Origin of the sequence: Sphingobacterium rhinopitheci (genome assembly GCF_022627575.1) — a bacterium.
GTDB classification, from domain to species: domain Bacteria; phylum Bacteroidota; class Bacteroidia; order Sphingobacteriales; family Sphingobacteriaceae; genus Sphingobacterium; species Sphingobacterium rhinopitheci.
Genome location: NZ_JADEYQ010000020.1, coordinates 16,590 through 42,411 on the forward strand (window position 1 = coordinate 16,590; position 25,822 = coordinate 42,411).

Consider the following 25,822-nt stretch of genomic DNA (forward strand, 5'->3'; position numbering starts at 1 on the left):
ATTAGCAATTTTTCTGACTAAACCCTTGGCTAACTTATTAGCTAATAAATGAGATGATTATCAATTTTACTGACTAAATGCTTGGTTAGCTTATTAACTAATCAATAAGCTAACTAATTCTATAGCAAAATAGCTAGACTCAGGGCCTATAGACTAATGTATTGGCTGATACATTAATTAGCAAACTATCTATTTGTCTGATTAGCCGACTAATTTGTTTAACAATTGGCAAATAGAGCGAGCAATTTAATAAGTTATCTACTACTTAGCAGGCTAATTCAAATTATAATTAGCTACGTAATTGTTTATCGAGCTAAGCGGTTTATCAAGTTGTAGTATGTAAAGCTAATTTATAAGAAGTAATTGTATATATAGTTTAGTTTGTATAGTTTAATGTATTTATAGATAGTTTACTATATTATTTTTATTCTAGTTTTTTATTTATGGTAAAATGTGCATTAAAATTGTTGTCACATGATCTTAAATTATAATTTTATTTGAAATCCTTTTTTTGTTTTGTTAGCTGCAAGTTGTGTTTTTGGGACCCCAAAACCGACTTGCCTTCGTTCCAGCCTCCCTGTATGGAGGGCTTTGGAATAAGGATGAAAAACCTGCGCAACTTGGCTTTTTATCAAATAGTGGAAAAATATACATTAGTATCTATGGAAAAAAGGCAAAACAAAAATAGGGGTGGTAGACCTACTATGAAAAGTGGTAAACGTATACATGTGATTAAAGCTAAATTAACAGATGAGGAAATCAAAAAACTCTTGCAGTTACAACGAGATTCTGGACTGAATCGCACAGCGCTTATTCGTAAACGTGTTCTAGGCGGTAATGGGTTTAGCATGAATGCATCAGAAATTTTAGCCTTGCTCGATCCAATTGGTAGTGAATTAGGACGGGCAGGAAATAACATTAATCAACTCGCACGACACTCCAATATACTTAGTAGGCAACTGAAAATAGATCCTAAAGTTGTTTCTGACTTTAACCACTTATTGGAAAAATATATCAATATCCAAACTGAACTTGAAAAAGCACTTCGGCACCTTCTTCGAAAACTAAAGGATAGTTAATAAGCAACGAATGATTGTTAAAATATTAAAGAAGTCAGCCTCTTTTAAAGCTGTACGTTACAATACAGCTAAAGTAGATAGCAATCGAGGGGAGTTATTACTGGTCAAAAATTTTGGCATTTTACAAGGTATTGAGAATCTTAAACCACAGGATTATATTAATTACCTTCAAGTTTTATCAGCAGCTAATACCCGTATCAAGTACCCTCAATTTCATGTCGCAATATCAACAAAGGGTAGAGAGCATAGCAAAGAGGAACTGTCCACTATTGCTGAACAATGGATGCAGGGTATGGGATATGATAAACAGCCCTATCTACTGATTTATCATAAAGATACGGCAAATAACCATGTACATATTGTATCAAGTCGAGTTGGAAGAGATGGTAAAAAGATTGCTGATACATACGAAAAACTTCGTGCCTACCGCATATTAAATCAAATTATAAGTGAAAATGAAGGTTTTACTTTGGCCAATCACTTACAAAAGGCGTTTTCTTATAACTTCTCTACTAGAGCGCAATTTATGCTGTTGCTAGAGCTCAATGGCTATGCCTTAAGAATTCAAGAGCATGTAGTTAAAATCAGCAAGTATGGCCGTATGATTAACGAAATTGCCTTATCTAAAATTGATGCTGCTATAGCTTTTCGAAATATAGATAAAGCACGTATCATGCAAATACGTGCTATTATACAGCGCTACAGTACTCAATATGATAAAGCATTGCAGCTTAAAGGTCACATTTACAGTACTCCCTTTTCAAATTTTCTACATCAAAAATTAGGCTTACAAGTTATTTTTCATGCTAAAGCTGGCAAGGCTCCATACGGTTATACCGTGATAGACCATCTGTCTAAATCAGCTTTTAAAGGAAGTGAGATTATGTCGCTAGCTGAATTTATTTCCCCGATCTCTAAAACTAACATCGATGAGCAAGGTAGCAAAGAGTATAATCAGCAGGAGATATTCATTTATAACAATGCAAAGTTAGAGCCTGATATTGACGATGCAAGTCAACTTAAAGCAAATTTGATACTACCTGATCAAGCTGATGAATCAATCCAATACGATTCTATACTTTCAATGCTAGGCGTTAGCATTTCGGATGATGTAGATGATGAAGCTACGCATGGACGTAAACGACGTGGTAAACAAAAAACAGGTTCAGTAAAGCGATAAATAATACGAATAAAATGAATTTACAATGGTCATATTAATAGGAAATCAAAAAGGCGGAGCTGGTAAAAGTACGGTTACCTTGCTCTTAGCGAATTATCTGAGTGAAATACATCAACAAAAAGTTACCGTGCTAGATATGGATTATCAGCAATCTGTCGCTTCAAAATATGAAAAAGCAAAAGTACTAGATAATATAGCCCCTTATGAGGTTATACCGGCAGATTTAAAACACTTTCCAATTTTATTAAAAGTGCTAACTAAGAATCCAAAGGAAATAGTATTGATCGATTTACCCGGAAAAATGGATGACGATGGTCTTATTCCCGTTATTGTTTCAGGAGACCTTATTCTAAGCCCATTCAATTACGATGAGTTTTCGGTAGACTCTACACTATTGTTTGCCATGGTTACACGAAATATTAATAGTCAAGCACCCATTGTTTTTATTCCTAATCGGATTAAATCAAACGTAAGATATACCACGCGTCATGATGTTGATAAGGTTCTTACCGAATTTGGGGAAGTTAGTTTAGCATTGGCAGATCGTATAGATTTTCAACGTGTCGATACACTTCATACCCCTGCAATCTTATTTCCTGTTATTCTACCGCTGTTCGATGCTATCTATGAAAAATACATCAAAAGAAAGGAGCTTAAATGTTAGAAATTAAAACGCTAGCCGATCAGCTTCGTGATCAACTACGCGCAGACCTTAAAGATGAGGCTTTAGCATCTGAAGATAAAAACAATAAAAAAGAATCCACTGCTGTAAAAAAGAATGTAGGAGTGTCGGTTGAACGGCAAAAAGCAGATGCATTCTTTAAAGCTATAGAAGAGTTTAAGCTAGAAACTAGTGAAAAGAGTATGATCAGAGTAGATTCTCGTACGATTAATCTCCTAAAAAGGATGAAGCTAGCCAAAGGAATTGATATGAATCGCTTTATCGTTTTTGCATTACACCAATATATTAACCAGCACCCCTGGTTACCTAAACATATCCAAGAAATTATTAAAAACTCCGATATATGAACTGGACAAATTTTCTACTCATTCTGACCTTGTTATACCTGACTTATTTTGGTATAAACTTATTCTATGATTTCATTCGAGCACGTAAGCCGCCTAAAGATGGAAGTTCCGAAGATATGCTATTTTTTGATGATGATATAATACCTCAGCTTATCCTCCCCAAAGAGCTGTCTTCAGAAAGATTCGATGAATTGTCCGATCAGCTAGTAGATAATCTTACTGCTGTAGAATTGCCAGCAACTAAGGATTGGCAGCAGCAAGCATCCCTAAATCCCATACATTCAACTGGAGGTGTCCGCATGCAAGAATTATTTGGTCTAGCCAAAAATAAGTTGATTCAATATACAGAGGCATTAAGTTATTGATGGGACATCTAACTCAAGTAATACGTAAGAAGACTTGTATTAGCTTACTGCTCATTTTACCATATTTATCTAGAGCGCAACCTGGAATAAATGATTTTTATCAAGTAACTAGAGAGATGCATCGTTGGTACTTTTCTCTTTCGGACCTCGTGCTAGTTATAGGTGCAATTTCTGGTATTCTCGGCGGTCTACGGATTTATAGCAATTGGCAATCTGGTAGACAACATCATATTGATGCTCAGGTGATGGGATGGTTCTTCTCCTGTCTTTTTCTTACACTGATTGGCGCGTACCTACGTGCACTTTACAGAATCAGTTAATTCTATTTTATATACTCTTTAATCTTTATCTAATGACAGAAACATCTAAAAAGTTGTTTGGCTCCGCTGTGGCTATGCTTTTGATCGCTAATTCTTTAATAGCGCAAACAGGAGGGGGGACAACAGGTATTAACGCGGCGACTTCTTCGCTAACCAGTTATGTAGACCCCGTTTCTACACTGACCTTGGCAATTGGTGCAGTAGTCGGTATTATTGGAGGTGTACGCGTGTACATCAAATGGAACTCCGGAGATCAGGATATCAATAAAGAATTAATGGGCTGGGGAGGTTCTTGTCTGTTTTTAGTGTTGGTATCTGTGGTTATTAAAGCTTTCTTTGGCGTTTAATGTTACGCAAATTTTCTATATACAAGGGGCTACAGAAGCCCCTCGTATATCGGGGATTCAAAGGTAAGTTTATTGCTTGGGGTATTGGCTCGCTTATAACAGGTCTTGTCGCAGGAGGTCTTATTGGAGCGCTAACTAGTATGTATCTCGGAGGGCCTATTACCATTATCAGTATAGCGACTGGCCTAGGCTATACGCTCCACAAGCAGAAAGCTGGTCTCCACAGCAAAACGAAAAACAAAGGCATATTTATTCACGCCGTAAATCTCAAGAAAAATTATGCAGAATACATCTCCTAAAGCGACATTTCAAATGCCTTACGTCGGTATTGATCACTTTCAAGGCGAGGCACTACTTTATGGTGTTCGTGGTGATATTTCGGCAATATTCAAATTGCGTAATCCCGTTACACAATTTGCCGCAGATCCTGAACCCTATAATGCTTATCACAACCTTTTACTTAATATGATTAAGATATTAGGGCCGGGGTATATTATACAAAAGCAAGACGTCTTCTCGAGGTTGCATTATCATACAGAAAATGCAAATGAATTTTTGCAACAAAAGTATAATGAACATTTTAAAGACCGTGAATATACCCAAATTACTACCTACTTGACAATCACTAAGCAAGTGAAAAAAAATGCTTTTTATGTACATGATCCTAAAGCTTTGATTGACTTTACACAGCAATTGGATAAACTTTATGATCTTATGCAAGGAAGTGGCATGATGCCTGAGCGCCTAGATGAAAAGCAAATACAGGACTTCGTTTCAAGAATGTTAGCTTTGGATTTTACTTCCCAAAATATCGTATTAGATAATATCCTGACAGGAGATACCGAATTGAAACTGGGTAATCGATCTCTACGAAGTATTAGTCTGATTAATACCGATGCGATAGATCTTCCCGAGACTTTATCAACCTACGCATACCGACAGGATAGTAGAAACCTTCGTGACTTTCCAGTAGATAACTTGTTTTTTCTGTACAATGTCCCAGACTATCGTTGTATTATTTATAATCAACTTATTGAAATACCTGATCAGCAGTCTACATTAAATAAACTGGAGCTCAAGCGTAAAAGACACTCGGGTGTACCTGATCCTGCAAATCTGATTTGTGTGGAAGATATTGATAAATTGCTTGTCGATGTAGCTCGGGAAAACCAATTGCTAATCCATGCTCATTTCAATGTTTTAGTATGTGCAGATCATAATAAAATTGGTAAAGCGGCAAACTTTATTGAAGCCTCCCTTTTTCAGCAAGGAATTATTCCCTCCAGAAACGCTTACAACCAATTGGAGCTCTTTCGTACCGCATTGCCAGGTAATGCAGTTGAGCTAAAAAAGTATGATTGGTTTTTGACGACTTCAGATGCTGCGATTTGTCTTCTTTTTAAAGAGTCGATGCAGAGAGATGAAAAATCTGATTTCCTAATTCAATTTACCGACCGACAAGGGATTCCTATTGGAATAGATCCTGCCGATTTGCCAATGCGTACTGGAAGGATAAACAATCGATCAAAATTTATCCTTGGACCATCTGGCTCTGGAAAGTCATTTTTCATGAATGCACTCCTTGAGCAGTACTGTAAGTACAATATGGATGTAGTTATTGTGGATACTGGAGATAGTTATTCTGGCTTATGTAGTTACTACTCTGGGAAGTATATAACCTACAGCGAGAAAAAACCAATTTCCATGAATCCATTTGCGATATCCAAAAAGGAATTCAATTTAGAGAAAAAGGAGTTTTTAAAAACACTACTAGCTTTACTTTGGAAGGGTGCAGATGGACAGCTTACACAAATTGAAGATACGGTGCTTTCTAATGTATTATCTTCCTATTACTACGATCATTTTTGGCTAGATTCCAATAATAATAACCCCAAGCAGCCTATTAAGCTTGACTTTGATTCTTTTTATGCCTATTCAGTTGATCGAATTCGAGAGATTACAGAGCAAGAATCAATTAGCTTTGATTTGGATGAATATCGCTATGTACTTAAAAAATTTCATTCAGGCCAAGAGTTCGGTACAGTACTTAATGAATCTGTCGATTCTTCGCTATTTTCTGAAAAGTTTATCGTCTTTGAAATAGATAATCTAAAGGAAAATAAAGTATTGTTTCCCATCGTTACCCTCATTATAATGGATGTATTCTTGCAAAAGATGCGGCATCGAAAAGATAGGCGTAAGGCATTAATAGTGGAAGAAGCTTGGAAAGCTATTGCTTCACCATTGATGGCTTCGTACTTGCTCTACCTATATAAAACAGTAAGAAAGTTCTGGGGAGAAGTAATCGTTGTAACGCAAGAGCTTGGAGATATATTGGGAAATCCGATTGTCAAAGACTCAATACTAGCTAATTCGGACACAATTTGTCTTTTGGATCAAAGTAAGTTTCGAGAGAACTATGATGCTATTGCGAAACTTCTTTCGATTACCGAAACCGAAAAACGTAAGATTTTTACTATAAATCAACTGGAAAATAAAGACAATAGAGGTCGGTTTAAAGAGGTGTATATTCGTAGAGGGGCAATAGGTGAGGTATATGGCGTAGAAGTATCTATTTTTCAATATCTCTGTTATACCACAGAGAAGCCTGAAAAAATGGCTGTAGAAAGTTACGTTCATAAGTATGGTAATTATCGGAGTGGTCTACATGCTTTTGTTAGCGATTTTAAGACCTCTAATTTAGAGCTTGGCACATTTGTGTCTAAGGTCAATCAATCCTTCTCTTAATCATTTCAATTTATCAATTATCCCTAGTTTATGTTATTAAAGACAACTTTTGTAGTTTGCCTTTTAGCTTGTTGTTTGCAGTTAAAAGCGCAAATTTATATTGACCCTACAGTGGCGGCGGCCACATCGGCTAATGCCGCAGTAATAAATAGTCAGCTCAATAGCACAAACGATAAACTCACTCTTATTCAGCGAGGCCAGCTTGCCGTGACAGGACAACTCGTTATTGTTAATGATTTGCAAGATAAAATCTATAAAGGTTTAAGTGAGGTATCCTCTGTTGTGCGAAATTTACTAGCTGTAAAAGATATTACCGAGATCAGTTCAGATATCATTCAATACACTAATCGTGCAATGGTTTTGGCAGGGGGTAATCCTGCATTATTACTATTCGCAGAGCAAGGAGCAAGGGAATTCAAAGCTCGGGCATCAAATTTAGCACTCGAAGTGACGTCCTTTGTCACTCGTAGCGCAAGAGATAACTTAATGGATGCTGGTGAGCGTGCTAAATTATTAAATAGAATTGTGACTGAAATGACAATTCTTCGTGGTGTTTCATATGGCATGTACCGCTCCATGTATTGGGCAAAACAACGTGGATTATGGAATTCATTAAACCCTTATGCTGGTTTTGTGAATATTGATAAACGTCTTGCCGATGATATTATTCGTAACGCTAAATATTTAAAGCAATGAGAGTGTTAATACTACTATTATCATTCATGCTATGGATGTCTAAAACAAATGCACAACTAAATGTACAATTGCTTCATCAGCTTGTAAGCCATAGTAAAGATGAAAATGATCGCCAAAAACTAGCGCGTAGTCGGCAGGTTATAACCAATGCTAATGAGGATTTAAACCGTTCAAAAATGACTGATCTTAAAGTTAAGTACCGAACACTTCAAAATAGGTTTCATACCATAGGTTTAGCTATCAATGCAACGCAAATTGGCCTACAAGCAGAACCAATAATTCGTGAAATTGTAGAACATCAATCTTCTATTGTCAGATTATTTGGACAAGATCCATTACTTCTGCCAATGGCTTATCACGCACAGGTGGATTTGACAGACAAAGCATACCGGCTTAGTCAATACCTCTATGCTTTAGCAATAACTATAGGTGATATCAATCGCATGAAACCCAGTGATCGTAAGTTCTTATTTGAGCATGTTCTGGTTGAACTTCGAGGTATGGCAGCCACTTCAAGAGGACTACTAGCAAATATATCTTATAGTAAGCGAAAGAAGATGTTCACCTCTTCTAGCCCTTTTTCAGAATTCGTAAATAGAGACAGATATCTTATGGAAAGTATACTTTCTAAAATCAAACAATTTTGAGCATGAAAAGTCAGCACTCTTTCCTGCTATTGCTAATGCTTTTGCTTGTTAAATCGACCCAAGGACAGGGATTTGTAACTGTTGTGTTCGATAGCAAACATCTAGCTATAGTAAATCAAAATGCTGCAGTACGCTATGGAGCGGAGCAAACAAACAACAGTTACCTTGGACAGATCAATAACAGGCTTAGTGATATTAGTTTAAACATCAGTTCCCTAGTTTTAGTTCAGGATATCATTCACCGTTCACTCACAGAGGTTGATCAAGCATTACGAACAGGACTTACAGTCCAACAAATAGGCCGTATTAGTACTGAAATAATTGCTGAATGTAATCTGATGTTACATACGGTAAAAGATAGTCCTCATTTATTGCTTTTTGCCGAACAAGTAGCTCATCAATTGAAAAATAGAGGAATTAATCTTGTGGCTGAAGTGTCTAATTTTGTGTTAAAGCAAGGGGAGAACGTACTGATGGATTACAGTAAAAGAGATCAATTACTGCGTAAGATTGTTCTGGAACTTCAAGTAATGCGTTCCCTAGCATATAGCATGCATAGATCTATGTACTGGGCAAAGGCAGCAGGAGTAATCCGTATTTTAAATCCATATAATCAATTTATAAACAAGGATAAACGCATGGTTGAAGACTTATTATTTAAGATTAACCAATTAAAAAACTAGCTTATGAAATTAATTCTCTCAATTATCTTAGCGATATGCTCGCTGCAAGGAAGTTATGCACAGATTGTCAAGTATCAGACCGATCAACATATTGTCAACCAACAAGAGCGTATGGTATATAAACAATGGGACCGGAGAAAATTTACTCCTACCAAGGGCTTTTTAGGTCTTAATCCTAACTATTGGCTGACTTGGGCATGGCATCCTAATTATCCCAAAACGGATCTTAGACCACTAAGTGCTTCAGGTCCTCAGACCCAACGCTTGCTTCTGGTTGCAGCGATGAAAAATACAGCGGATGCTTATAAGCTGCAGACCGATTCTATTCGAAATTTAGCACTCAGCGAAATAGCGAGTTATACGCCTACACTTTCTGCTATTGATCCGCTCTGGCAACTCTATTATCAAAATGAGCTACGATTGTTAACTCATCCAATTAATCCATTGTTAGAAGCTTCACCTAAAGTACAAAACTACCTTTCCGTAAATGGCTTAATAGCGTGGTATACGGAGGAGATCAATGTACTAACACAACGCCTTAATTCAGCAAGGTCAACAAATATGGAAAGAGGATCTCGTATTTTGACTTACCATAATATACTCCAAGAATTCAGGAAACTTCACGCAGCTTGGGAAACGAAAAAACAAAGAGCAGAGCTGTATCTCCAGCTTAGCGAGGTAAATGAAAATGTGAAAATTTCTGAACGGTTTAGTTTAAATCCAGCTGCTAAGAGCGATCGACAGATCGCAGAGGAAATATTAAGTAAAACTAAACTTTAAATGATTATGATGGACTTATCCTTTATAAAACCAATTCTTTATCTAATGCAGAATGCTGAGCCCGTGGATGTTCCGCAATCATTTAAAGATACATTCAATTTTCTTCAAGGAAATGGGGTTTACGATGATGTCATGATGTACTTTTTACGTCAAATGAAAAATACAGTATGGACACATTATGATGCATTTATTGCCGATGCGCAAGCACTTAGTGCCATTTTTATGCTGATATTCTTTGCCATAAAAACCTATGAGATGATTGCTGGAGATAAACAGCTCGAAATAATGCCTTTATTACGTCCCTTTGGTCTTGTGATGGTAATTCTTTGGTGGCCTACTTTTACTAAAGTCGTAGCCTACCCAACGGATCTTGTTTCACTAAAAACTGAAGTCATGTTTAATGAGAGTCAAACTGAAGTTAATAACCTCAGACTACAAAGAGCCAAGCTGATGGTAGATATTTCTGATCAACTTTTAAGTATTGAAGCTGAGACGGAAACAGCGAGAATAGAAGCTGATACCTGGTATGAAAAATCTTGGGAGTCAGTTCGATCATCGGTAAAAGAAGGTTTTTCTCAAGTATGGAAGCCTATAGTAGAAATGAGCAATCGACTTAAAGTAGGTTGGCAACTATTAATAACTTCTTTGCTGGAAACACTAGCTATATGGTTATTGCGAATCTGTGTGTATATCATTTTTATAGTTCAGATTATTTATTCAACGATCTTAATTATACTCGGACCATTTTCTGTTGCTGCCAGTATATTGCCTGCCTTTAAGGACTCTTTTAGTACTTGGGTAGCTCGATTTATATCGGTAAATCTATATTCTGGTATTGCGTATTTGGTAATGTATGTTGCCTCATTATTTCAGCATTATGCAATGGAGGCTGAGATATCACGCTATCAACAGTTAGTCGATACAACAGAAGCTAGTATTGAAAAATTAACCGTATTTGCATCTAACGGTGTTTTGTCATTTGGGATGGTTATCGGAACATTTGTGATAGGAGCTTTAACTATGCTTACGGTTCCTAGTATTTCTACATGGATTATTTCTACTTCGGGGATTTCATCAGCAGCGTCTACTATGGGTAGAGGATCGGGTGGCCTATCACGTATGATGGGAAAAGTGCTTAGTAAGGGATTTTAACCATAAAGATATAACAGATGATAATTAAGAATATAGAGGCCAAGATAAAACTAGCTACATTACTATCCCTAGGAAGCTTGATTACTGCTGTAATTATAGTAATTAGTGTCTCCTTTTTCGCCTATAAACAGGTGCTTGATGCACGCAAAAGTATATATATCATGGATGATGCTAACATTCCTATGTTGGCCAGACAAACTGATGTACAGATCAACAGGGAAGCTGAATATCGATCTCATGTTGGACGTTTTCATTCTTTGTTTTTTTCACTAACACCCGATGATCGATTTATGGAATACCAAATGAAACAGGCAATGTATCTTATTGATGAAAGTGGTGCATTACAGTATAATAACCTTAAAGAAAAGGGCTATTTTAATTCCATACTATCTTCTAGTGCTGTTTTAACAATTCGTACGGACAGTATACATATTGATATACCTAGGCGTTATTTCAAATATTATGGGACTCAAAAAATAGATCGAAGAAGCTCGATGATTACCCGTTCATTGATCACCGAAGGTTATTTGTCCGATCTTGAAATACGATCAGATAATAATCCACACGCTGTATTGATCACCAGATGGAAAACCATCGAAAATAAAGATATCCAACATGCACAGAAAAACACTTTCTAAAAACCAATTTCGAATGATAAAAAAAGTGAGTATAGCTGAGCGTATTGTACAGCTCAAACTGATGTGCCGTAAAGTGATTGATCGTTACCCTTTTTATTTCTTTGTCGCCATGTTTCTTTGTATGCTGCTATCAGCAGTACTTGCTTTTACGGGCATGCGCGTTCAAGAATCCACGAAGCTTCCTACCTTTCCAGGTTTAGCTACAGAGGGAATTATCAAAACAACAGCAGATGTTATCACATCCTATGGTACGATGGTAGAGCTAGAAGAATTACAGCAGCGTATAGCATTAATAATTGAAAAGGATACCTTGTCAGATATAGATAGTATTCGCTTGAGTGATGCCTTGAAACGCTATGAATACATTCAACGCTCTCTTATCCATTCGAATCAGGATGAATCAACTCCTTAAAGTCAAGTTAGTTTCATTCTATCAACAGCACTAAATTTTAATTAGATGAATGTAAATTTCAATAAACCTCGGTATGTCATACCACTAATTCTTCTTCCTTTTTTGTGTATCTTTTTTTATGTATATAAGCAAAGTTTTGGAAAACAAGAAGATCCGCAAGCAGGTAAGGATTCTTTGCAGACTGAGCTAGCAGATGTTTCTGAGCAAGTTCGGAACCGCTCACTATCCGATAAACTCGATGCCTACAGAAATCAGTATAAACAAGCTGATGGATATACAGCAATTGGCCATATACAGGAAGAGCAGTTGCTTAATGAAAGTCCAAACACTTTGTATAATCAGCAAGAACGCCAGATGCTTGATTCCATCAATCGCGCAATGAAAGGTCAATATGCAAACAGATCAACTACTTTTCCTGATGCTATTGCTAAATCACCACCCCTTAGAAATGACCCTCATGAAGAAGCATTGCAGCGAGCAATTAGTGAGATGAATTCATTACATCAGCCAAGAACAACAGCTTATCAAACAAAACAACCAGATGCGATTGAACTTTTTCGACAGCAAATGGAACTAATTGATAGTATGGGTAAAGCAAATGATCCTGAATATAAGGAGGATCAGCAAAAACGTATAGCAAAGGAACAACGTATAGAACAAGAGCAGTTGCCTCGACTGAATGTACGTAAAACTAAAACAATTGATGCTGTATTTAATACAGTAAAACCAGAAATAGTGGAATCATTTATAACAGCAATTGTAGATCAGGATATTAAAGGGTATGCAGGTTCACGCCTTCGTATACGTCTGCTAGATGATATGCTAGCTGGAAAATTCTTAGTTAAAAAGGGTACTTATATATATGCTGAAATTATTGGTTTTACTGGACAACGTGTTAATCTTTCAGTAAGCTCTATAATGAAAGGACAGCAAATTCTTCCTGTTAAGTTGGCTGTATACGATCATGATGGACTACCTGGATTGTATGTGCCCGCATCTGCCTTTCGTGAATTTAGTAAAGAGCTAGGGAGTAATGCTAGTCAAGGAATGACATTGCAGCAAGCAGCCGAAAATAATAGTCAACTGGTTATGAGTATGGTTCAAAAAATGTTTCAATCAACGACTTCTGCTATTAACAAAATGATACGACAAAATAAAGCCAAAATCAAATATAATACTTTGGTTTATCTTATTGATCCTGAGCAATTACGTGCAGATCAAAAGAACTATTAAAACACATTCTTAAACTATAAAGCTATAGCTATGAAAGTAATATTTATGATTTTATCGATCTTGATTCTAGGAACGATAAATCTTAGCGCTCAAGAAAATGGAGCTATCTATCGCCATGAACTGCCTACAATTCTTGTGGATAGTAAAAGCTCTCTGCATATCATATCACCAGAACCGATACGTTATGTAGATATTGCAACACATCAGGTCATAGGCGACCTGCCCGAGCCTAGGATTTTGAGATTAAAATTTACAGGGGATTCATCTTTTACAGAAAGCTTTTCTCCAACTGATTTAGGACTCGTGACAGTGGTCGGAGAAAGCTTTATTGCACAATATAACTTAAGCTTTATTGATAACGGTTTAAGTAAAAGAACTATAGCAAGTTATGAAATTCTACCTCAACATACTAAGCCCATAGCTTTGGGTACTGAGGTAACAACAGCAGAGCTTCATCGTCATGCCCTAGCGTTGCTTTCCAAACGAAAACCAGCACCTATACGAAAATCGAGTAATTATGGGATGCATGCTCAACTTGGAGGCATTTATACCATAGGAGATCTTGTTTTACTCGATATTAGCTTTTATAATAACACAAACCTAAGCTATGATATTGATGAATTACGCTTTAAAATTGAAGATAAAAAGATTATTAAAGCAACAAATGTACAGTCTATAGAGATTAAACCAATTTGGCAACTCTATCCCCATAATACCTTTAAAAAGCAGTTTAGGAATATATACGTCTTAAAGAAAACTACCTTTCCAGATAATAAAATATTGCATATTGAGCTTTCTGAAAAACAGATCTCAGGAAGAACATTAACTCTTCAAGTGAAATATAAGGATATACTCAAAGCTGATACATTTTGAAAATAATAGGAAGAAAATATTATGGAAGAAAGCAAAGAACAGCAATCCATGCATCGCTTTCTGCAGTTTGCTATTTATCTCTCGGTTGGACTTGATATATTAATGTTTGTGTATGCAGAAAAACTCCTGCATGCACAATTTGCTGAACGGTATGGCTTAGGGGTTTTTCTAGGACGTATGGCCAAAATGATAATTTACCATTTTCCAGTTTACGCTAAGTTATTTACATTTTTATTAATCTGCTTAGTAGCTATAGGAACATTGAGTCGTAAGCAAAAAGATCTTAATCCTAAAAACTCAATTGTATACCCACTGGCCTTAGGTTTTATTTTACTTGGTTTTAGCTTGTGGTTTTATGATAAACCTGGAGTTGAATTCATTCCTTTTACGACCTGGTATGATATCGCGTATATCTTATGTAGCCTATTTGGGGTACTGTTCATTCATATAGCTATGGACAATATTTCTAAGATAATAAGCTCCAAGCTCGGGAAAGATAAATGGAATGTTGAAGGAGAGTCGTTTATGCAAGCCCTCACGCCTAAAAAAACAGCATATGCGGTAAATATACCAATGCTATTTTATTACAAGAATCGTGTTCGTAAAGGATATATCGTGCTTGAAAATGTGTTTAGAGGTACTTTGCTAGTTGGTACTCCTGGAAGTGGGAAGAGTTTTGGAGTAGTTATGCCTGTAATCAGGCAATTTGTGAGTTTGGAATTCACCTTATGTATTTATGATTTTAAGTATCCAGATTTGGGTAAAGTTGCTTATTATCATTATCTATTAGCTAAGCAGCAAGGTAAATGCAAAAATTATGGCTTTCATGTGGTCAATTTAACAGAACCTCAGAAGAGCAGAAGAATTAATCCATGGAAGGCTGAATATCTACGTACACTAGCAGATGCTTCTGAAACAGCAGAGGCACTGGTTGAGGCTATGAAAAAAGGAGATAAGGGGGGAGGAAGTGATCAATTCTTTACCCAATCAGCAATTAATTTTTTGGCATCTTGTATCTATTTTTTTAGTCGATATGAAGGAGGAAAGTACTCTAGCTTTCCACATGTATTGGCATTTCTAAATAGATCCTATGAAGAAATTTTTACTGTATTATTTAGTAATAAAGAGCTTGAATCATTACTCTCTCCCTTTATGACAGCTTATAAAGCTAAAGCATTTGATCAACTCGAAGGGCAGGTTGGAACACTAAAAATATTTATCAGCAGGTTAGCAACAAAGGAAACATTCTGGGTGTTTTCAGGTGAAGATTTTGATTTAAAGATCAGTAATCCGGCTAGTCCTTCTATACTTATACTGGCAAATGACCCCAATACACAGAGTATAAATTCAGCCTGTTATTCGGTTATATTAAATCGTATCACCAGGCTTGTCAACTCTAGGGGAAATAAACCTGTTGGTTTGATAATCGATGAAGCCCCTACGCTCTATGCACATAAGATAGAGAATCTAATTGCACAAGCACGCTCAAATTTAACGGCCGTTTTGTTGGGGTTGCAGGAATTACCTCAATTCCAGCAGCAATATGGTAAAGAAACAGCAACCACGATTGCTTCAGTTGTAGGAAATGTGCTTTCTGGATCAGTCAGAAATAAAGAAACGCTAGAATGGCTTGAGCGTATTTTTGGAAAAGTCAAACAGATTAATGAAAGCATATCTATTGATCGAACAAAAACCTCTTTATCAATCAGCGAAAGATTAGAGCCATTGATCCCAGCGGGCAAGATAGCTGCCTTAAAATCAGGTGAAATGGTGGGAATACTTGCCTCTGATGCAGTTCAAAAGTATACTGGTCAATACGAAACATCGGCTATTAATTGTCGTATTAACTTAGATATGAAAGCTATAAAAACTGAGGAGAATTCTTATAAAGAGTTACCCATATTTTATGATTTTAGGGGTAAACAAGAGGAAGTCCTATTGGAAAATTTTTATAGAATAAATAATGAAGTTTTGGGGATCGTTTCGGGGCTAAAGCCAAAGAGCACAGCTTAACTATTTATGAAGCTCCATACTTGTTGAAAATAGTTTAAACCTCTAAACATAACTTATGAGGATGTCAATTCAAATCACACTATGTATGTTATTGATTTTTAATGCTAATGCCATGCTTGGTCAGGTTAAAGGCATTGAGGATTATCAAGCTGATTCCATGCATAACGTTAAGAATACTGCTTCAGTAGCTCTAGAAAATGAAGATGTAACTACTAAAAGTATTAATCATTTGCCTTTTATGCCTTTAACCGATGCGAAAGTAAGTTCTGGGTTTGGATGGCGTAAGCATCCCATTACGGGAAAGTATGATTTTCATCAAGGTGTCGATCTTATTGCTAAAGATAAGGTTGTGCGAAATATCCTCGATGGAAAGGTTACGCATACTGGATACCATAAGAACTTAGGTAATTATGTACGTGTTGATCATGGCGCTGTAGAGAGTATATACGGACATCTTTCCATTATTTTGGTTAAAGTGAGTCAAGGTGTATCGAGTGGTTATCCCATAGGAATTACAGGCAGCACAGGACGAGTAACAGGAGAACACTTACATTTCGGGGTAATGTTCAACGGAGTATATATAAACCCATGGCATTTTCTACAATCACTAATTAACTATACAACACAATATAACAGTCTTTTATGGATAGATTATTTAATCAGCAGGACATTCCTGTTGAAGAGCTAAGCAAGCTAGGATTGCTTAATAATGGTAAACCGATGCTATCACAGTTTGACATGGATGCATTACTATCAGGACGTCGTACTGATTTGATTACTTTGCATGATTTAAACGGAGATGGTATACATATTAAAAAGATGGAAGCGAAATTATCTTTGGAGAGAAACACCACTGGTGAGGTTTCGCTACAGCTTCATCCCATATATCGTGACGTTAAAAAGCATCCACTTTTGCTAGAGTCTGAGGCTGAAGAGCTTGAGCAGGGCAAATTAACACATGTATTGAAAACATACCAAGAAGGAAATGGTAAGCGTAAATCTTGGATTATAGAGTATGATCCAGAAACTAAAGAGTTCATTGCTGCAGATCCTAAAAAAATTAGCGTTCCTACAATGATTAATGGTGAAAAACTTACCGACCTGCAGAAAGAGCAATATATAAATGGTTCGTTTGTGGAGCTTGCAGATGGTACACGACTACAACGTCGAGCAAGTAGTCGTAGCGGTGTTACTTCTAACAGGGAAGCATTGATGTATTCGCTGATACTGGATGGAGGTATTTCGTATATGCTACTTCGTAGTCTTAGAAATTTATTTGGCAGTAAGTCTCAGCAAAAGGATCCTTATACGGAGGGCTATCAACGTGCTCTTCAAGATATGCAGCAACGTGAGCACAATAAACCTGTTCTCTATCCATCTTTAGCAGCGGATGCTAAAGACGAAGTATATAAACAGCAAGAAAGACATTTAGGGAAACAGCAGTCTCGATAGGTTGGTGATTTGGAAATCCAATATATTGATTCTCGTGTTAAAAACTATTTTGCACAATGGATCAACTTTAACTTAATTAATTCTTCTTCTTATGTAGCTACATTGGGATTAATAGAGCCAGCTATGGTAAGGCAACATTTCCTTTTTTATAGTACTTGGGATATTTTATGCTTTTGTCAGTTTCATCAGCATCTTTTGAAAAATCCAGGAAGTAATATCTTCACTGCTATTGGCTTTAATCCTTGTAGTAATTCTATTCAGAGTTTTAAAAAGCAATTTCCGAATGCATCCACAATTACAGTTTTTGATAATAACTTATTAGGAAAAGTCTTGGACTGTAAGGTTCTGCTGAGTTTCTTAGGTAAGAATTTAAGCTTCAAAATCCAAAATGACAAGATAGTTTTTATCTATAATGCTCGTGTTTTCTCTGTTTCGGAACAGTTGTTTTCCCTGCATCACTTTCGGTCTCTAACTGGATTTCGTTATAAACTCAGAACAATAAAACCCAAGGGAGCTATCTCATTTAGTGAATTGCTAGCTAAGCAGTTCTATAATGCAAATAGTCTAAGGTGAAAATCCAATTATCGTCTAACTATTTCTTTCTTATCACTTCTCTTTAGTGATACACATTACCACGTTTTTATAAACCTTTTAATATATTTTTTAACCCCAAAAACTAAATAAAATGAATGAGAACAATTTTGAATACTTGAAAAAAACACTAGATGGACTAGGTTTTGGCTCAAAGCTTAATGATGTATTGGAAAGTGCTATTAGACGAGAAATGCCCTCATTTAGTCTAGGTATAAGCAGTCAGCGTAGACCTTTGGAGGCAACAGATCCTAATAATGCTCGAACAGATCACCTTGCATTTAACATTAACTTTAACCGCTCAAAAGACAGTGATGTTTATTTTTTAAACAATTATGATGTAATCTTAAGTAAAGCAAATACCTCCGCTGTTGTCTCACAGAACTTTGATCTTGCAAGAGATCATCGTGTCACGGCAATACAAGCACATAAGCTTTTGTCGGGACTAGCGGTAGAGAAAGAGGTTTTCTTGCGGAATAAAGACGAAAATCAAGAAGGAGGTAGACAACCTGAAAAAATCAATATGTGGTTTAAACTAAACCTTGACGTTACAGATGCTTATGGTAATCATCCACTTCGTACTTTTCGTCCAGAATACGGTTATGATCTGACTGACGCTTTGGGTAAATATCCAATTAAGGGATTGGATAATCATGAAAAGATGCAACAAGCTATAGCAACATTGAAAAGTGGTAATTATTTGCAAGCAGAGATAATGATTGGTAAAAAAGCTATACCAGTATCTATTACCGCAAACCCACAAATGAAAACCATTGATATTTACGATAAAAATAGGATGGAGGTTCGTGATGAAACTATTTTTGCTGAAAGAACAGTAAAGGAACAATCTAATACTAGTCAAGTTGAAGATTCATCCAATATGAAGAAAACTGGACAGCATCAAGAGTCTTCGCCTTGGCAGCAGAGTCCTGAGCAACCACAATCAAAGAAAAGATCTAGATAGACTTCTTTTCTATCGAAAATACACCACCAAATTTTAAAGTAAAAGGTTTCATAAGGATGACATAACTCCTTGTGTGATACTTTAGCCATTAGTTTAATCCTCAGCAATGGGGATTAAACAACTTTATTAATATATCATTACTTCTAAACCCTTCATATGAGAAAAATATACCAACGGATAGACCGTATCAGAGGATCTGGTATGGCAACACTCAATCTTGAACCTTCCTCACCTTACTACCATTTGAACGGTAAACGTTTTTCTGTAAACAGTATAGAGAAACCTGATATCAAGAGTATAGTCACTTTATTGATAGATGGTTTGTTAGTAGATTTCACTATAGAGGAAATACTTTAATAATAATTTTAACTGATTATTAGTGAGGTGAAAAACTCCTCTGTATGACGTTTAAAAACTATAGCCTATTATGAGTGTTTTAAGATGTGGCCCATAGAGATTAATAATTTATTGTGTTATATTTCATTCATTAATGGTTGAAATATAGGTTTATGACTGATATTTCATGCATTAAATATGTATTTAGTTCTGTGGCATAAATCTACGTAAAATTCCATCCTTCAAATCTGCAGAATTTTATTCTTCAGCATTCCTAGTTGTTGTTCCTTCCTAAAAATAGACATATCATTTTTCTATTGTTTATATCTTTCTTTACCATATGCAATAGTATAGTTTGATGGTATAAAAGAGTTAGGATCAATTATTGTATTCAATAAAAATATGAGATGATATAAATCAAGAATTCCTTGCTTTTCTATTCTAAACTGTAACCTTATTATACTACCCTCTAAAAAAGCATATTATAATATGCTTTATGGAAGATTTTTTTTTAAATATCCAAAAACCAAGTGACATTAGGCAACAGCTTGGTGAGTTTGTTAAATCGATGAGAAATTCGAAGGGTATAACGCAGAGCGAACTTGCTACTGATCTTAATTTAAGTCGATTGACTATTCAAAAAGTTGAAAGTGGTAAAAATTTCAATATTTTGATTTATTGGATTCATTTTCAAAATTTATTACTGAACAACAATTGGAGTTTAAAGAAATTCAATCATTCTATTAAATATGGCAAAAAATTCAATTATAAAGGTAAGTGTTTTCGATGTTGAAGTTGGAACGGTTAGCTATGATCAAGATAGTGATATTTCATATTTCCAGTATAATCCAGAATATTAAAAAAGACCTGACTTAAAGAATATTTTTCCAATTAAAGATATTATTCGACCAATTGACAAAGTGCAGGTGTTTAAAAAATTTAAAGGAGAAACATTTAGATCCTTACCTCCGTTTATTGCCGATTCTTTGCCAGATATGTTCGGTAATATTATTTTCAGGGAGTGGCTTGAAGCAAATAGTTGGGATTTAAAAGATGTTACCGTACTTGAGCAATTAGCTTATGTCGCTGCTAGGGGGATGGGAGCGCTGGAATATCATCCAGCCAAAGAAATACCTAAAGGTAGTAGCCGACAGGTATACAATAAAAGGAGCAAAATCGTTTATAGAAAAAACTAATGATGGAATCTCTTATTGGATTGATAAAGCGAAGGAATACAATGTTCCAGAAAAGGTTTTAGATCGTATCTTTAATGATTTTAATCCGTTAATTTAAATATAGTACCGGATAAATGAATGAGTTTGTGGGTTAAGAGCAAAGACTAGCTATGGTACCTGTCAAGTTTTTAGTTAAATTTATTTATAGTTTATACTATTTCATTTGATAAATATTGCAGTGAAGATTAAAACCTATATTTTTATGATTAATTATACTTAAAATAGAATATTATGAGAAGAATTCTAATTTTAGTTTTTATAGAAATTTGTTGTTTAAATACGATATCGGTAGGAAATTTAAAAAATTCGAACATCATTAATTTTGAGCAAGTTTCTTACGCATATATTCGTGTAGAAGGAAAGTTTTTATCAAAAAAGCTAAAGGTTAAAGTCGATCTAGGGGATACAGAAAAGCAAATTGAGGACGGAGAAAAGCTTTCTGATATTTTGTCTAATAAAAAATCCTATGCTTCTATTCTAAATTATATGTCTGATTTGGGATATGAATTAGTAAATACCTTAGATCTTACAAGTAACTACAATGGCTCAGGAGGGACTTCTGGTATTGTATATGTTATGAAAAGAAAAGATTGATTTTCTTTTTTCTGTCTTAAAATTGTGATAATGAAAATTCAAGTTATCAGTGATTTACATCAAGAATTTGGTTATTCGGAATTATCCTTTGATAATGTCGATGTTGTTGTATTTGCTGGAGATGTAAACTTAGGGATAAAAGGATTGCATTGGATACACTCGCGAATTAAAGATAAACCAGTGATTTATGTTCTTGGTAATCATGAATACTATAAAAGCGCTTATCCAAAGGTGTTAAATAAACTAAAGAGCCTAGCAGCAAACACTAATGTTCATGTTTTAGAAGATTCATTTATAGATATTGACGATATTCGTTTTCATGGCTGTACGCTATGGACAGATTTTTCGATTTTTGGTGATCCTATTGAATATGGTATTATTTGTCAGTCTGTGATGAACGATTATAAAATGATAAAGCGTGATCCTTCCTATTCTAAATTGCGTACGATTGATACGTATAAGATTCATCAAGTTTCGCGTCATTGGCTAGATATGAGTTTGATGTTATCTGATAAGCCTAAAAATATCGTCGTAACTCATCATGTAAATCGTCAGCAAAAAGTGGACAGTTAGTTTAATAATCTTAAGGAGGGTTTTGATTAAAAACATTAGATTTAATTATGGAAACTCCAAAGAAAAAGAGCACAGAAAAATTTGTGAAAGACATTCGCAAGCACACCCGTAGGATTTTCACCTCCGAGCAAAAGATTTTAATCGTCATGGAAGGTCTTCGAGCAGAGATTTCAGTAGCCGAACTCTGCCGCAAACACAACATTGCACAGTCTCAATTTTATTCCTGGAACAAAGAGTTTATGGAGGCAGGTAAAAAACGTCTTTCAGGCGATATTACTCGAGAGGCAACCAGCGATGAGGTTTCAGATTTGAAGAAAGAAAATGCTCGTCTGAAAGAAATTGTAGCAGATTTGGTTCTTCGCTACGATATTGTAAAAAAAAGTATAGACATGCTGGATTAATCGATAAATACAGGAAATATATGCGATTATCAGCAGGTGAGAAATACGAGATCATACAAACGGTCAAGCGGAGTGAAATCGGCGTAAAAGGTACTTTGGATAGTTTTGGGATTGCCCGAAGTACCTTTTACAAATGGTATCAAAACTATCTTAAAAGTGGCTATGATGGGTTGAAAGTAGCAAAAAGAAGTTCTCATAGACAATGGAACAGTATCCCTGAAGAGCAAAAAGATCTGGTTGTTGAGATTGCACTGGAACATACAGAGCTATCTTCTAGAGAATTAGCTTATAAAATAACCGATGAGCAAGGTATATTTATCTCTGAATCGAGTGTTTATAGAATATTGAAACAAAGAGATTTGATTCCCGCTCCCAATCATTTTCTTATTTCAGCAGCCAATGAGTTCAAGGATAAAACGACATTTGTTCATCAAATGTGGCAGACGGACTTCACTTATTTCAAGATTATTGGTTGGGGATGGTACTATTTAAGTACAGTTTTGGACGATTTTAGTCGCTATATCATTCATTGGGAATTGTGCGACTCCATGAAAGCTGAAGATGTTAAAAGAACGGTAGATACAGCAATTGCTAAAGCAAAATTGAAGTAAAGGCAAAGCCGAAACTATTATCGGACAATGGTCCTTGTTACGTATCCAATGAACTAAAAAGCTATCTTAAAGATGATTTGAAGATGAAACAGGTACATGGAAGACCGATGCATCCCCAGACGCAGGGCAAAATTGAAAGGTATCATAGAACGATGAAAAATGTAGTCAAACTCAATCATTTTTATCATCCAGAGCAGCTCAAGGAAGCTTTAAACGAGTTTGTGAATAATTATAATCAAAAACGCTATCATGAAGCATTACAAAACTTAACACCAGCAGATGTTTACTTCGGTAGAACAGATCAAATGCTAAGAAAAAGAGAACAAATAAAAATTAATTCAATTACCCAGAGAAGGCAATTGTATAATCAACAAAAATTAATAAATTTATAAAAGAAAGCTCTACTTAAGGAGATAGACCTAAGTGTCCAATTTACTTTGACAACGTACATAAATGGGCGGGTAGAGGAACTGTGGCTGCTTCTGTACTTGTTGGAGGTGTTGAGACATATAGAGGATATCAGATGGATGGAGGGCAATTCGGTTATAATGCTCAAAAAGCAGCAGCAGGCAGCGTTGGAGGATTGGTTGGAGGGGTAGCTGGTGCCAAAATTGGAGCATCTGCTGGTGCCGCTATTGGTGTCTGGTTTGGTGGTGTCGGTGCTGTTCCGGGGGCATTGATTGGTGGTTTTATTGGAAGTATAGCTGGAGGCTATATGGGTGGCACTGCAGGAGAGCAGTCAGTTGATTATTATCATAGGAGGTAGTTTTGGAGACATATTTTAATATTATACACTTTTGTTTTTACAGAGCTTTTTATAGCGTGCATTTGTTTACTGAGAGAATGAATCCTGTTAATCTTATACATAAATTGCCTTTCCAGAAGAGGCGATACGAGGAGTTAGGGATTGATATCCATCAGGAAATTAATAAGGCATGGGGAGATAAGCGGTTTGGTCTTGGTATAGTGTGGGCCGGTGGCTTTCTATGGGGCGGCTTGAGCCTCTTCTTTTTTTCTGTTTTGATGATGCTTCAAGTGGCGATATCAACGTTGCTTATAGTTAGTTGTGCTGTTGGAGCGGGTGCAATATGTTATATGTTTGTTTTCAGGCAGGATAAATATATAGAATACTTTGATAAGTATGAGAAGTGGTCAAAGAAGGAAAAGCGTAAATATAGCTGGTTGACGGCTGGATCAATGCTTTTTGTTATGCTTTCCTTTTATCTTTGTTTGGTCATTTGATGCTGTAATATAGGTAATAAATGAGCAAGATAGCCCAATCTTTAATCGGATTGGGCTGTGTCTTTTATAAACTATACGCCCTGCGAGCCTTCGCATCCCTGATATAGGTGTCTATGAGGTCGTAAAGCGTCTGTTTCTTATTCTCTTCGAGTTGTTCGAGTTCTTGGATACGGTCCAGTGTGCGCTTGTCGAAAGCGGTCTGCGAGGATGCGCCCACGAGATAGTCAAGGGATACCTCGAGCGCATCGGCAATCTTCTTTGCGGCCTCGATCGATGGCACTGGAGTTACTACCTTTGAGTGGAGACAGATTTAAAATAAAATAGAATTAAATTTGTTAAGACATGGCAAGAGTATTTGATGAGTCATTTAAAAAAATGGCAGTAGAGTTGTCCTATCTAAAGGGCTCGGTTTTGGAAGCAGCAAAAGAGCTGGATCTAGATGCAAGTAGATTAAGTAAATGGCGTGTAGACCCTAGGTATAATGGAGGTACGCTATTACCAAAGAATGATAAATTAACTCCAGAGGAACAAGAGATTAGGGAATTAAAAAAGCGTTTAAAGGAAGCAGAATTAGAAAACGTAATCTTAAAAAAGGCGGTAGCCATCTTTTCCAAGGGCGACTGAGAAAATATGAGTTCATAAAATCGCATATGAACCTATACGCAGTTGAAAAGATGTGCAAGATTATAAATACAAGCAGTAGCTCGTTTTACAAATGGATTTCTAGACCAAAAAGTAACAGAGATAAGAGAACAGAGGAATTATCTATGCTGGTAAAACAAGCGCACCAGGACAGTGACCAAATATATGGTAGTCCTCGAATTACTTTAGAACTGAATAAGAAAAATCATAAAATATCACGTTCTTATGTCGCCAGATTGATGAGAAAATTGAATCTAAGAAGCAAGATTCGGAAGAAATTTAAGATAACGACAGATTCCAAACACAGTTTTCAATTTGCTGAGAATCTCCTTGGAAGAAATTTCTCCACAGATGGCTTATCGCAAAAATGGGTTGGTGATATTACCTATATCAAGACTGGATCAGGATGGCTGTATCTTACTACTGTTATCGACCTTGCCGATAGAAAAATCATAGGTTGGTCGTTCAGTAATGACATGACGGCAGAGCATACAACTATAAAAGCACTTAAAATGGCTATTGCACAAAGGAATGTAAAACAGGGTCTGATTTTCCACTCAGATAGAGGTGCTCAGTATGCATGCAACGAGTTTAAGTCTTTATTAGGTAAAAATGAAATTATCCAAAGTATGAGCAGGAAAGGTAATTGTTGGGATAACGCAGTCGCGGAAAGCTTCTTCAAAACACTAAAATGTGAATTAGTTTATCACAGAAAATTTGCAAACAGGGAAGCTGCGAGATTAGAAATCTTTAGATACATCGAAGGATTTTACCATCAAAAAAGAATCCATTCTGGATTAGGTAATAAAACACCAAATGAAATGGAAGAATTTTATAAATTAACTAGTTTATTGGTGGCATAAAAAGTCTCCACTTTTAAGTTGCAATTCCAATTTTGAAAGGGTTTCAAAAGGAAGAAACTTTTAATATAAGTTTATTTTCTGATTTTATCTTTAGTAGAGTCAATCTTACTTATACGTTTCTGC

Annotated in this window: 31 protein-coding genes and 2 pseudogenes; all 33 read left to right on the plus strand. The window is 35.9% G+C overall.

Annotated elements, in window-relative coordinates; translation table 11 throughout:
- The first annotated feature begins 581 nt into the window (after positions 1-581).
- The 33 genes and pseudogenes from IP023_RS13685 (at position 582) to IP023_RS13835 (ending at position 25,699) form a co-directional block, all read left to right on the plus strand.
- Entirely contained in the window at positions 582-1,079 is a 498-nt protein-coding gene (locus IP023_RS13685; protein ID WP_241790960.1) for a plasmid mobilization protein, read from the plus strand.
- Positions 1,080-1,089: 10 nt separating this feature from the next.
- Positions 1,090-2,259 (plus strand): relaxase/mobilization nuclease domain-containing protein, encoded by a 1,170-nt coding sequence (locus IP023_RS13690; RefSeq protein ID WP_241790961.1) that lies wholly within the window; start codon positions 1,090-1,092, stop codon positions 2,257-2,259.
- Positions 2,260-2,284: 25 nt separating this feature from the next.
- Complete coding sequence (locus IP023_RS13695; protein ID WP_241790962.1) at positions 2,285-2,923, plus strand: ParA family protein; 639 nt, start codon at positions 2,285-2,287, stop codon at positions 2,921-2,923.
- Positions 2,917-3,288 carry a hypothetical protein gene (locus tag IP023_RS13700; RefSeq protein ID WP_241790963.1) on the plus strand — a complete coding sequence of 124 codons (372 nt, stop codon included), beginning with the start codon at positions 2,917-2,919 and terminating at the stop codon, positions 3,286-3,288. Before IP023_RS13695 ends, IP023_RS13700 begins: the two co-directional genes overlap by 7 nt.
- A complete protein-coding gene (locus IP023_RS13705; RefSeq protein ID WP_241790964.1) occupies positions 3,285-3,653 on the plus strand; it encodes a hypothetical protein in 369 nt (122 codons plus the stop codon). The genes IP023_RS13700 and IP023_RS13705 overlap by 4 nt, the downstream gene beginning before the upstream one ends.
- On the plus strand, positions 3,653-3,973 hold the full coding sequence (locus IP023_RS13710) for a DUF4134 family protein (RefSeq protein WP_241790965.1): 321 nt from the start codon (positions 3,653-3,655) through the stop codon (positions 3,971-3,973). The genes IP023_RS13705 and IP023_RS13710 overlap by 1 nt, the downstream gene beginning before the upstream one ends.
- Before the next feature lie 32 nt (positions 3,974-4,005).
- Positions 4,006-4,320, plus strand: coding sequence for a DUF4134 domain-containing protein (locus IP023_RS13715; RefSeq protein WP_241790966.1), 315 nt, complete (start codon positions 4,006-4,008; stop codon positions 4,318-4,320).
- Entirely contained in the window at positions 4,320-4,619 is a 300-nt protein-coding gene (locus IP023_RS13720; RefSeq protein WP_241790967.1) for a DUF4133 domain-containing protein, read from the plus strand. The genes IP023_RS13715 and IP023_RS13720 overlap by 1 nt, the downstream gene beginning before the upstream one ends.
- Positions 4,600-7,068: a TraG family conjugative transposon ATPase gene (locus tag IP023_RS13725; protein ID WP_241790968.1), complete on the plus strand. Its 2,469-nt coding sequence runs from the start codon at positions 4,600-4,602 to the stop codon at positions 7,066-7,068. Before IP023_RS13720 ends, IP023_RS13725 begins: the two co-directional genes overlap by 20 nt.
- A gap of 30 nt (positions 7,069-7,098) precedes the next feature.
- Positions 7,099-7,764: a hypothetical protein gene (locus IP023_RS13730; protein WP_241790969.1), complete on the plus strand. Its 666-nt coding sequence runs from the start codon at positions 7,099-7,101 to the stop codon at positions 7,762-7,764.
- Positions 7,761-8,411: a hypothetical protein gene (locus IP023_RS13735; RefSeq protein WP_241790970.1), complete on the plus strand. Its 651-nt coding sequence runs from the start codon at positions 7,761-7,763 to the stop codon at positions 8,409-8,411. The genes IP023_RS13730 and IP023_RS13735 overlap by 4 nt, the downstream gene beginning before the upstream one ends.
- A 2-nt stretch (positions 8,412-8,413) precedes the next feature.
- Entirely contained in the window at positions 8,414-9,094 is a 681-nt protein-coding gene (locus IP023_RS13740; protein ID WP_241790971.1) for a hypothetical protein, read from the plus strand.
- A gap of 3 nt (positions 9,095-9,097) precedes the next feature.
- Complete coding sequence (locus IP023_RS13745) at positions 9,098-9,874, plus strand: hypothetical protein (protein ID WP_241790972.1); 777 nt, start codon at positions 9,098-9,100, stop codon at positions 9,872-9,874.
- Between the two features lie 6 nt (positions 9,875-9,880).
- Positions 9,881-11,026, plus strand: coding sequence for a plasmid transfer protein (locus IP023_RS13750; RefSeq protein ID WP_241790973.1), 1,146 nt, complete (start codon positions 9,881-9,883; stop codon positions 11,024-11,026).
- Positions 11,027-11,043: 17 nt separating this feature from the next.
- Complete coding sequence (gene traK / locus IP023_RS13755) at positions 11,044-11,664, plus strand: conjugative transposon protein TraK (protein WP_241790974.1); 621 nt, start codon at positions 11,044-11,046, stop codon at positions 11,662-11,664.
- A 13-nt stretch (positions 11,665-11,677) separates the two neighbouring features.
- Positions 11,678-12,076, plus strand: a complete 399-nt coding sequence (locus IP023_RS13760) for a hypothetical protein (protein WP_241790975.1) — start codon at positions 11,678-11,680, stop codon at positions 12,074-12,076.
- 45 nt (positions 12,077-12,121) lie between these two features.
- Complete coding sequence (locus tag IP023_RS13765) at positions 12,122-13,309, plus strand: conjugative transposon protein TraM (protein ID WP_241790976.1); 1,188 nt, start codon at positions 12,122-12,124, stop codon at positions 13,307-13,309.
- Between the two features lie 30 nt (positions 13,310-13,339).
- On the plus strand, positions 13,340-14,182 hold the full coding sequence (gene traN / locus IP023_RS13770) for a conjugative transposon protein TraN (RefSeq protein WP_241790977.1): 843 nt from the start codon (positions 13,340-13,342) through the stop codon (positions 14,180-14,182).
- 21 nt (positions 14,183-14,203) lie between these two features.
- Positions 14,204-16,195 (plus strand): type IV secretory system conjugative DNA transfer family protein, encoded by a 1,992-nt coding sequence (locus IP023_RS13775; RefSeq protein WP_241790978.1) that lies wholly within the window; start codon positions 14,204-14,206, stop codon positions 16,193-16,195.
- A 55-nt stretch (positions 16,196-16,250) separates the two neighbouring features.
- A complete protein-coding gene (locus tag IP023_RS13780) occupies positions 16,251-16,883 on the plus strand; it encodes a M23 family metallopeptidase (RefSeq protein ID WP_241790979.1) in 633 nt (210 codons plus the stop codon).
- Positions 16,838-17,647, plus strand: a complete 810-nt coding sequence (locus IP023_RS13785) for a DUF4099 domain-containing protein (RefSeq protein WP_241790980.1) — start codon at positions 16,838-16,840, stop codon at positions 17,645-17,647. Before IP023_RS13780 ends, IP023_RS13785 begins: the two co-directional genes overlap by 46 nt.
- Positions 17,648-18,332: 685 nt before the next feature.
- Positions 18,333-19,202 carry a hypothetical protein gene (locus IP023_RS13790; protein ID WP_241790981.1) on the plus strand — a complete coding sequence of 290 codons (870 nt, stop codon included), beginning with the start codon at positions 18,333-18,335 and terminating at the stop codon, positions 19,200-19,202.
- Positions 19,203-19,358: 156 nt separating this feature from the next.
- Positions 19,359-19,559: a hypothetical protein gene (locus tag IP023_RS13795; protein WP_241790982.1), complete on the plus strand. Its 201-nt coding sequence runs from the start codon at positions 19,359-19,361 to the stop codon at positions 19,557-19,559.
- A 547-nt stretch (positions 19,560-20,106) separates the two neighbouring features.
- On the plus strand, positions 20,107-20,331 hold the full coding sequence (locus IP023_RS15970) for a helix-turn-helix domain-containing protein (RefSeq protein ID WP_394801859.1): 225 nt from the start codon (positions 20,107-20,109) through the stop codon (positions 20,329-20,331).
- A gap of 202 nt (positions 20,332-20,533) precedes the next feature.
- A pseudogene (locus IP023_RS15975) lies at positions 20,534-20,593 on the plus strand (hypothetical protein); the annotation flags it as partial.
- A 25-nt stretch (positions 20,594-20,618) separates the two neighbouring features.
- Complete coding sequence (locus IP023_RS13800; RefSeq protein ID WP_241790983.1) at positions 20,619-20,831, plus strand: hypothetical protein; 213 nt, start codon at positions 20,619-20,621, stop codon at positions 20,829-20,831.
- Between the two features lie 173 nt (positions 20,832-21,004).
- Complete coding sequence (locus tag IP023_RS13805) at positions 21,005-21,367, plus strand: hypothetical protein (RefSeq protein ID WP_241790984.1); 363 nt, start codon at positions 21,005-21,007, stop codon at positions 21,365-21,367.
- 30 nt (positions 21,368-21,397) lie between these two features.
- Positions 21,398-21,940, plus strand: coding sequence for a metallophosphoesterase (locus tag IP023_RS13810; protein WP_241790985.1), 543 nt, complete (start codon positions 21,398-21,400; stop codon positions 21,938-21,940).
- 47 nt (positions 21,941-21,987) lie between these two features.
- A pseudogene (locus IP023_RS13815) lies at positions 21,988-23,344 on the plus strand (IS3 family transposase).
- A gap of 80 nt (positions 23,345-23,424) precedes the next feature.
- The gene (locus tag IP023_RS13820; RefSeq protein ID WP_241790986.1) at positions 23,425-23,718 is read left to right on the plus strand and encodes a hypothetical protein; all 294 of its coding nucleotides are present in this window, start codon (positions 23,425-23,427) and stop codon (positions 23,716-23,718) included.
- Between the two features lie 77 nt (positions 23,719-23,795).
- A complete protein-coding gene (locus IP023_RS13825; protein WP_241790987.1) occupies positions 23,796-24,194 on the plus strand; it encodes a hypothetical protein in 399 nt (132 codons plus the stop codon).
- Positions 24,195-24,536: 342 nt separating this feature from the next.
- Positions 24,537-24,818 (plus strand): transposase, encoded by a 282-nt coding sequence (locus IP023_RS13830; protein ID WP_241790988.1) that lies wholly within the window; start codon positions 24,537-24,539, stop codon positions 24,816-24,818.
- Positions 24,815-25,699: an IS3 family transposase gene (locus IP023_RS13835; RefSeq protein WP_241790989.1), complete on the plus strand. Its 885-nt coding sequence runs from the start codon at positions 24,815-24,817 to the stop codon at positions 25,697-25,699. The genes IP023_RS13830 and IP023_RS13835 overlap by 4 nt, the downstream gene beginning before the upstream one ends.
- Positions 25,700-25,822: the final 123 nt, after the last annotated feature.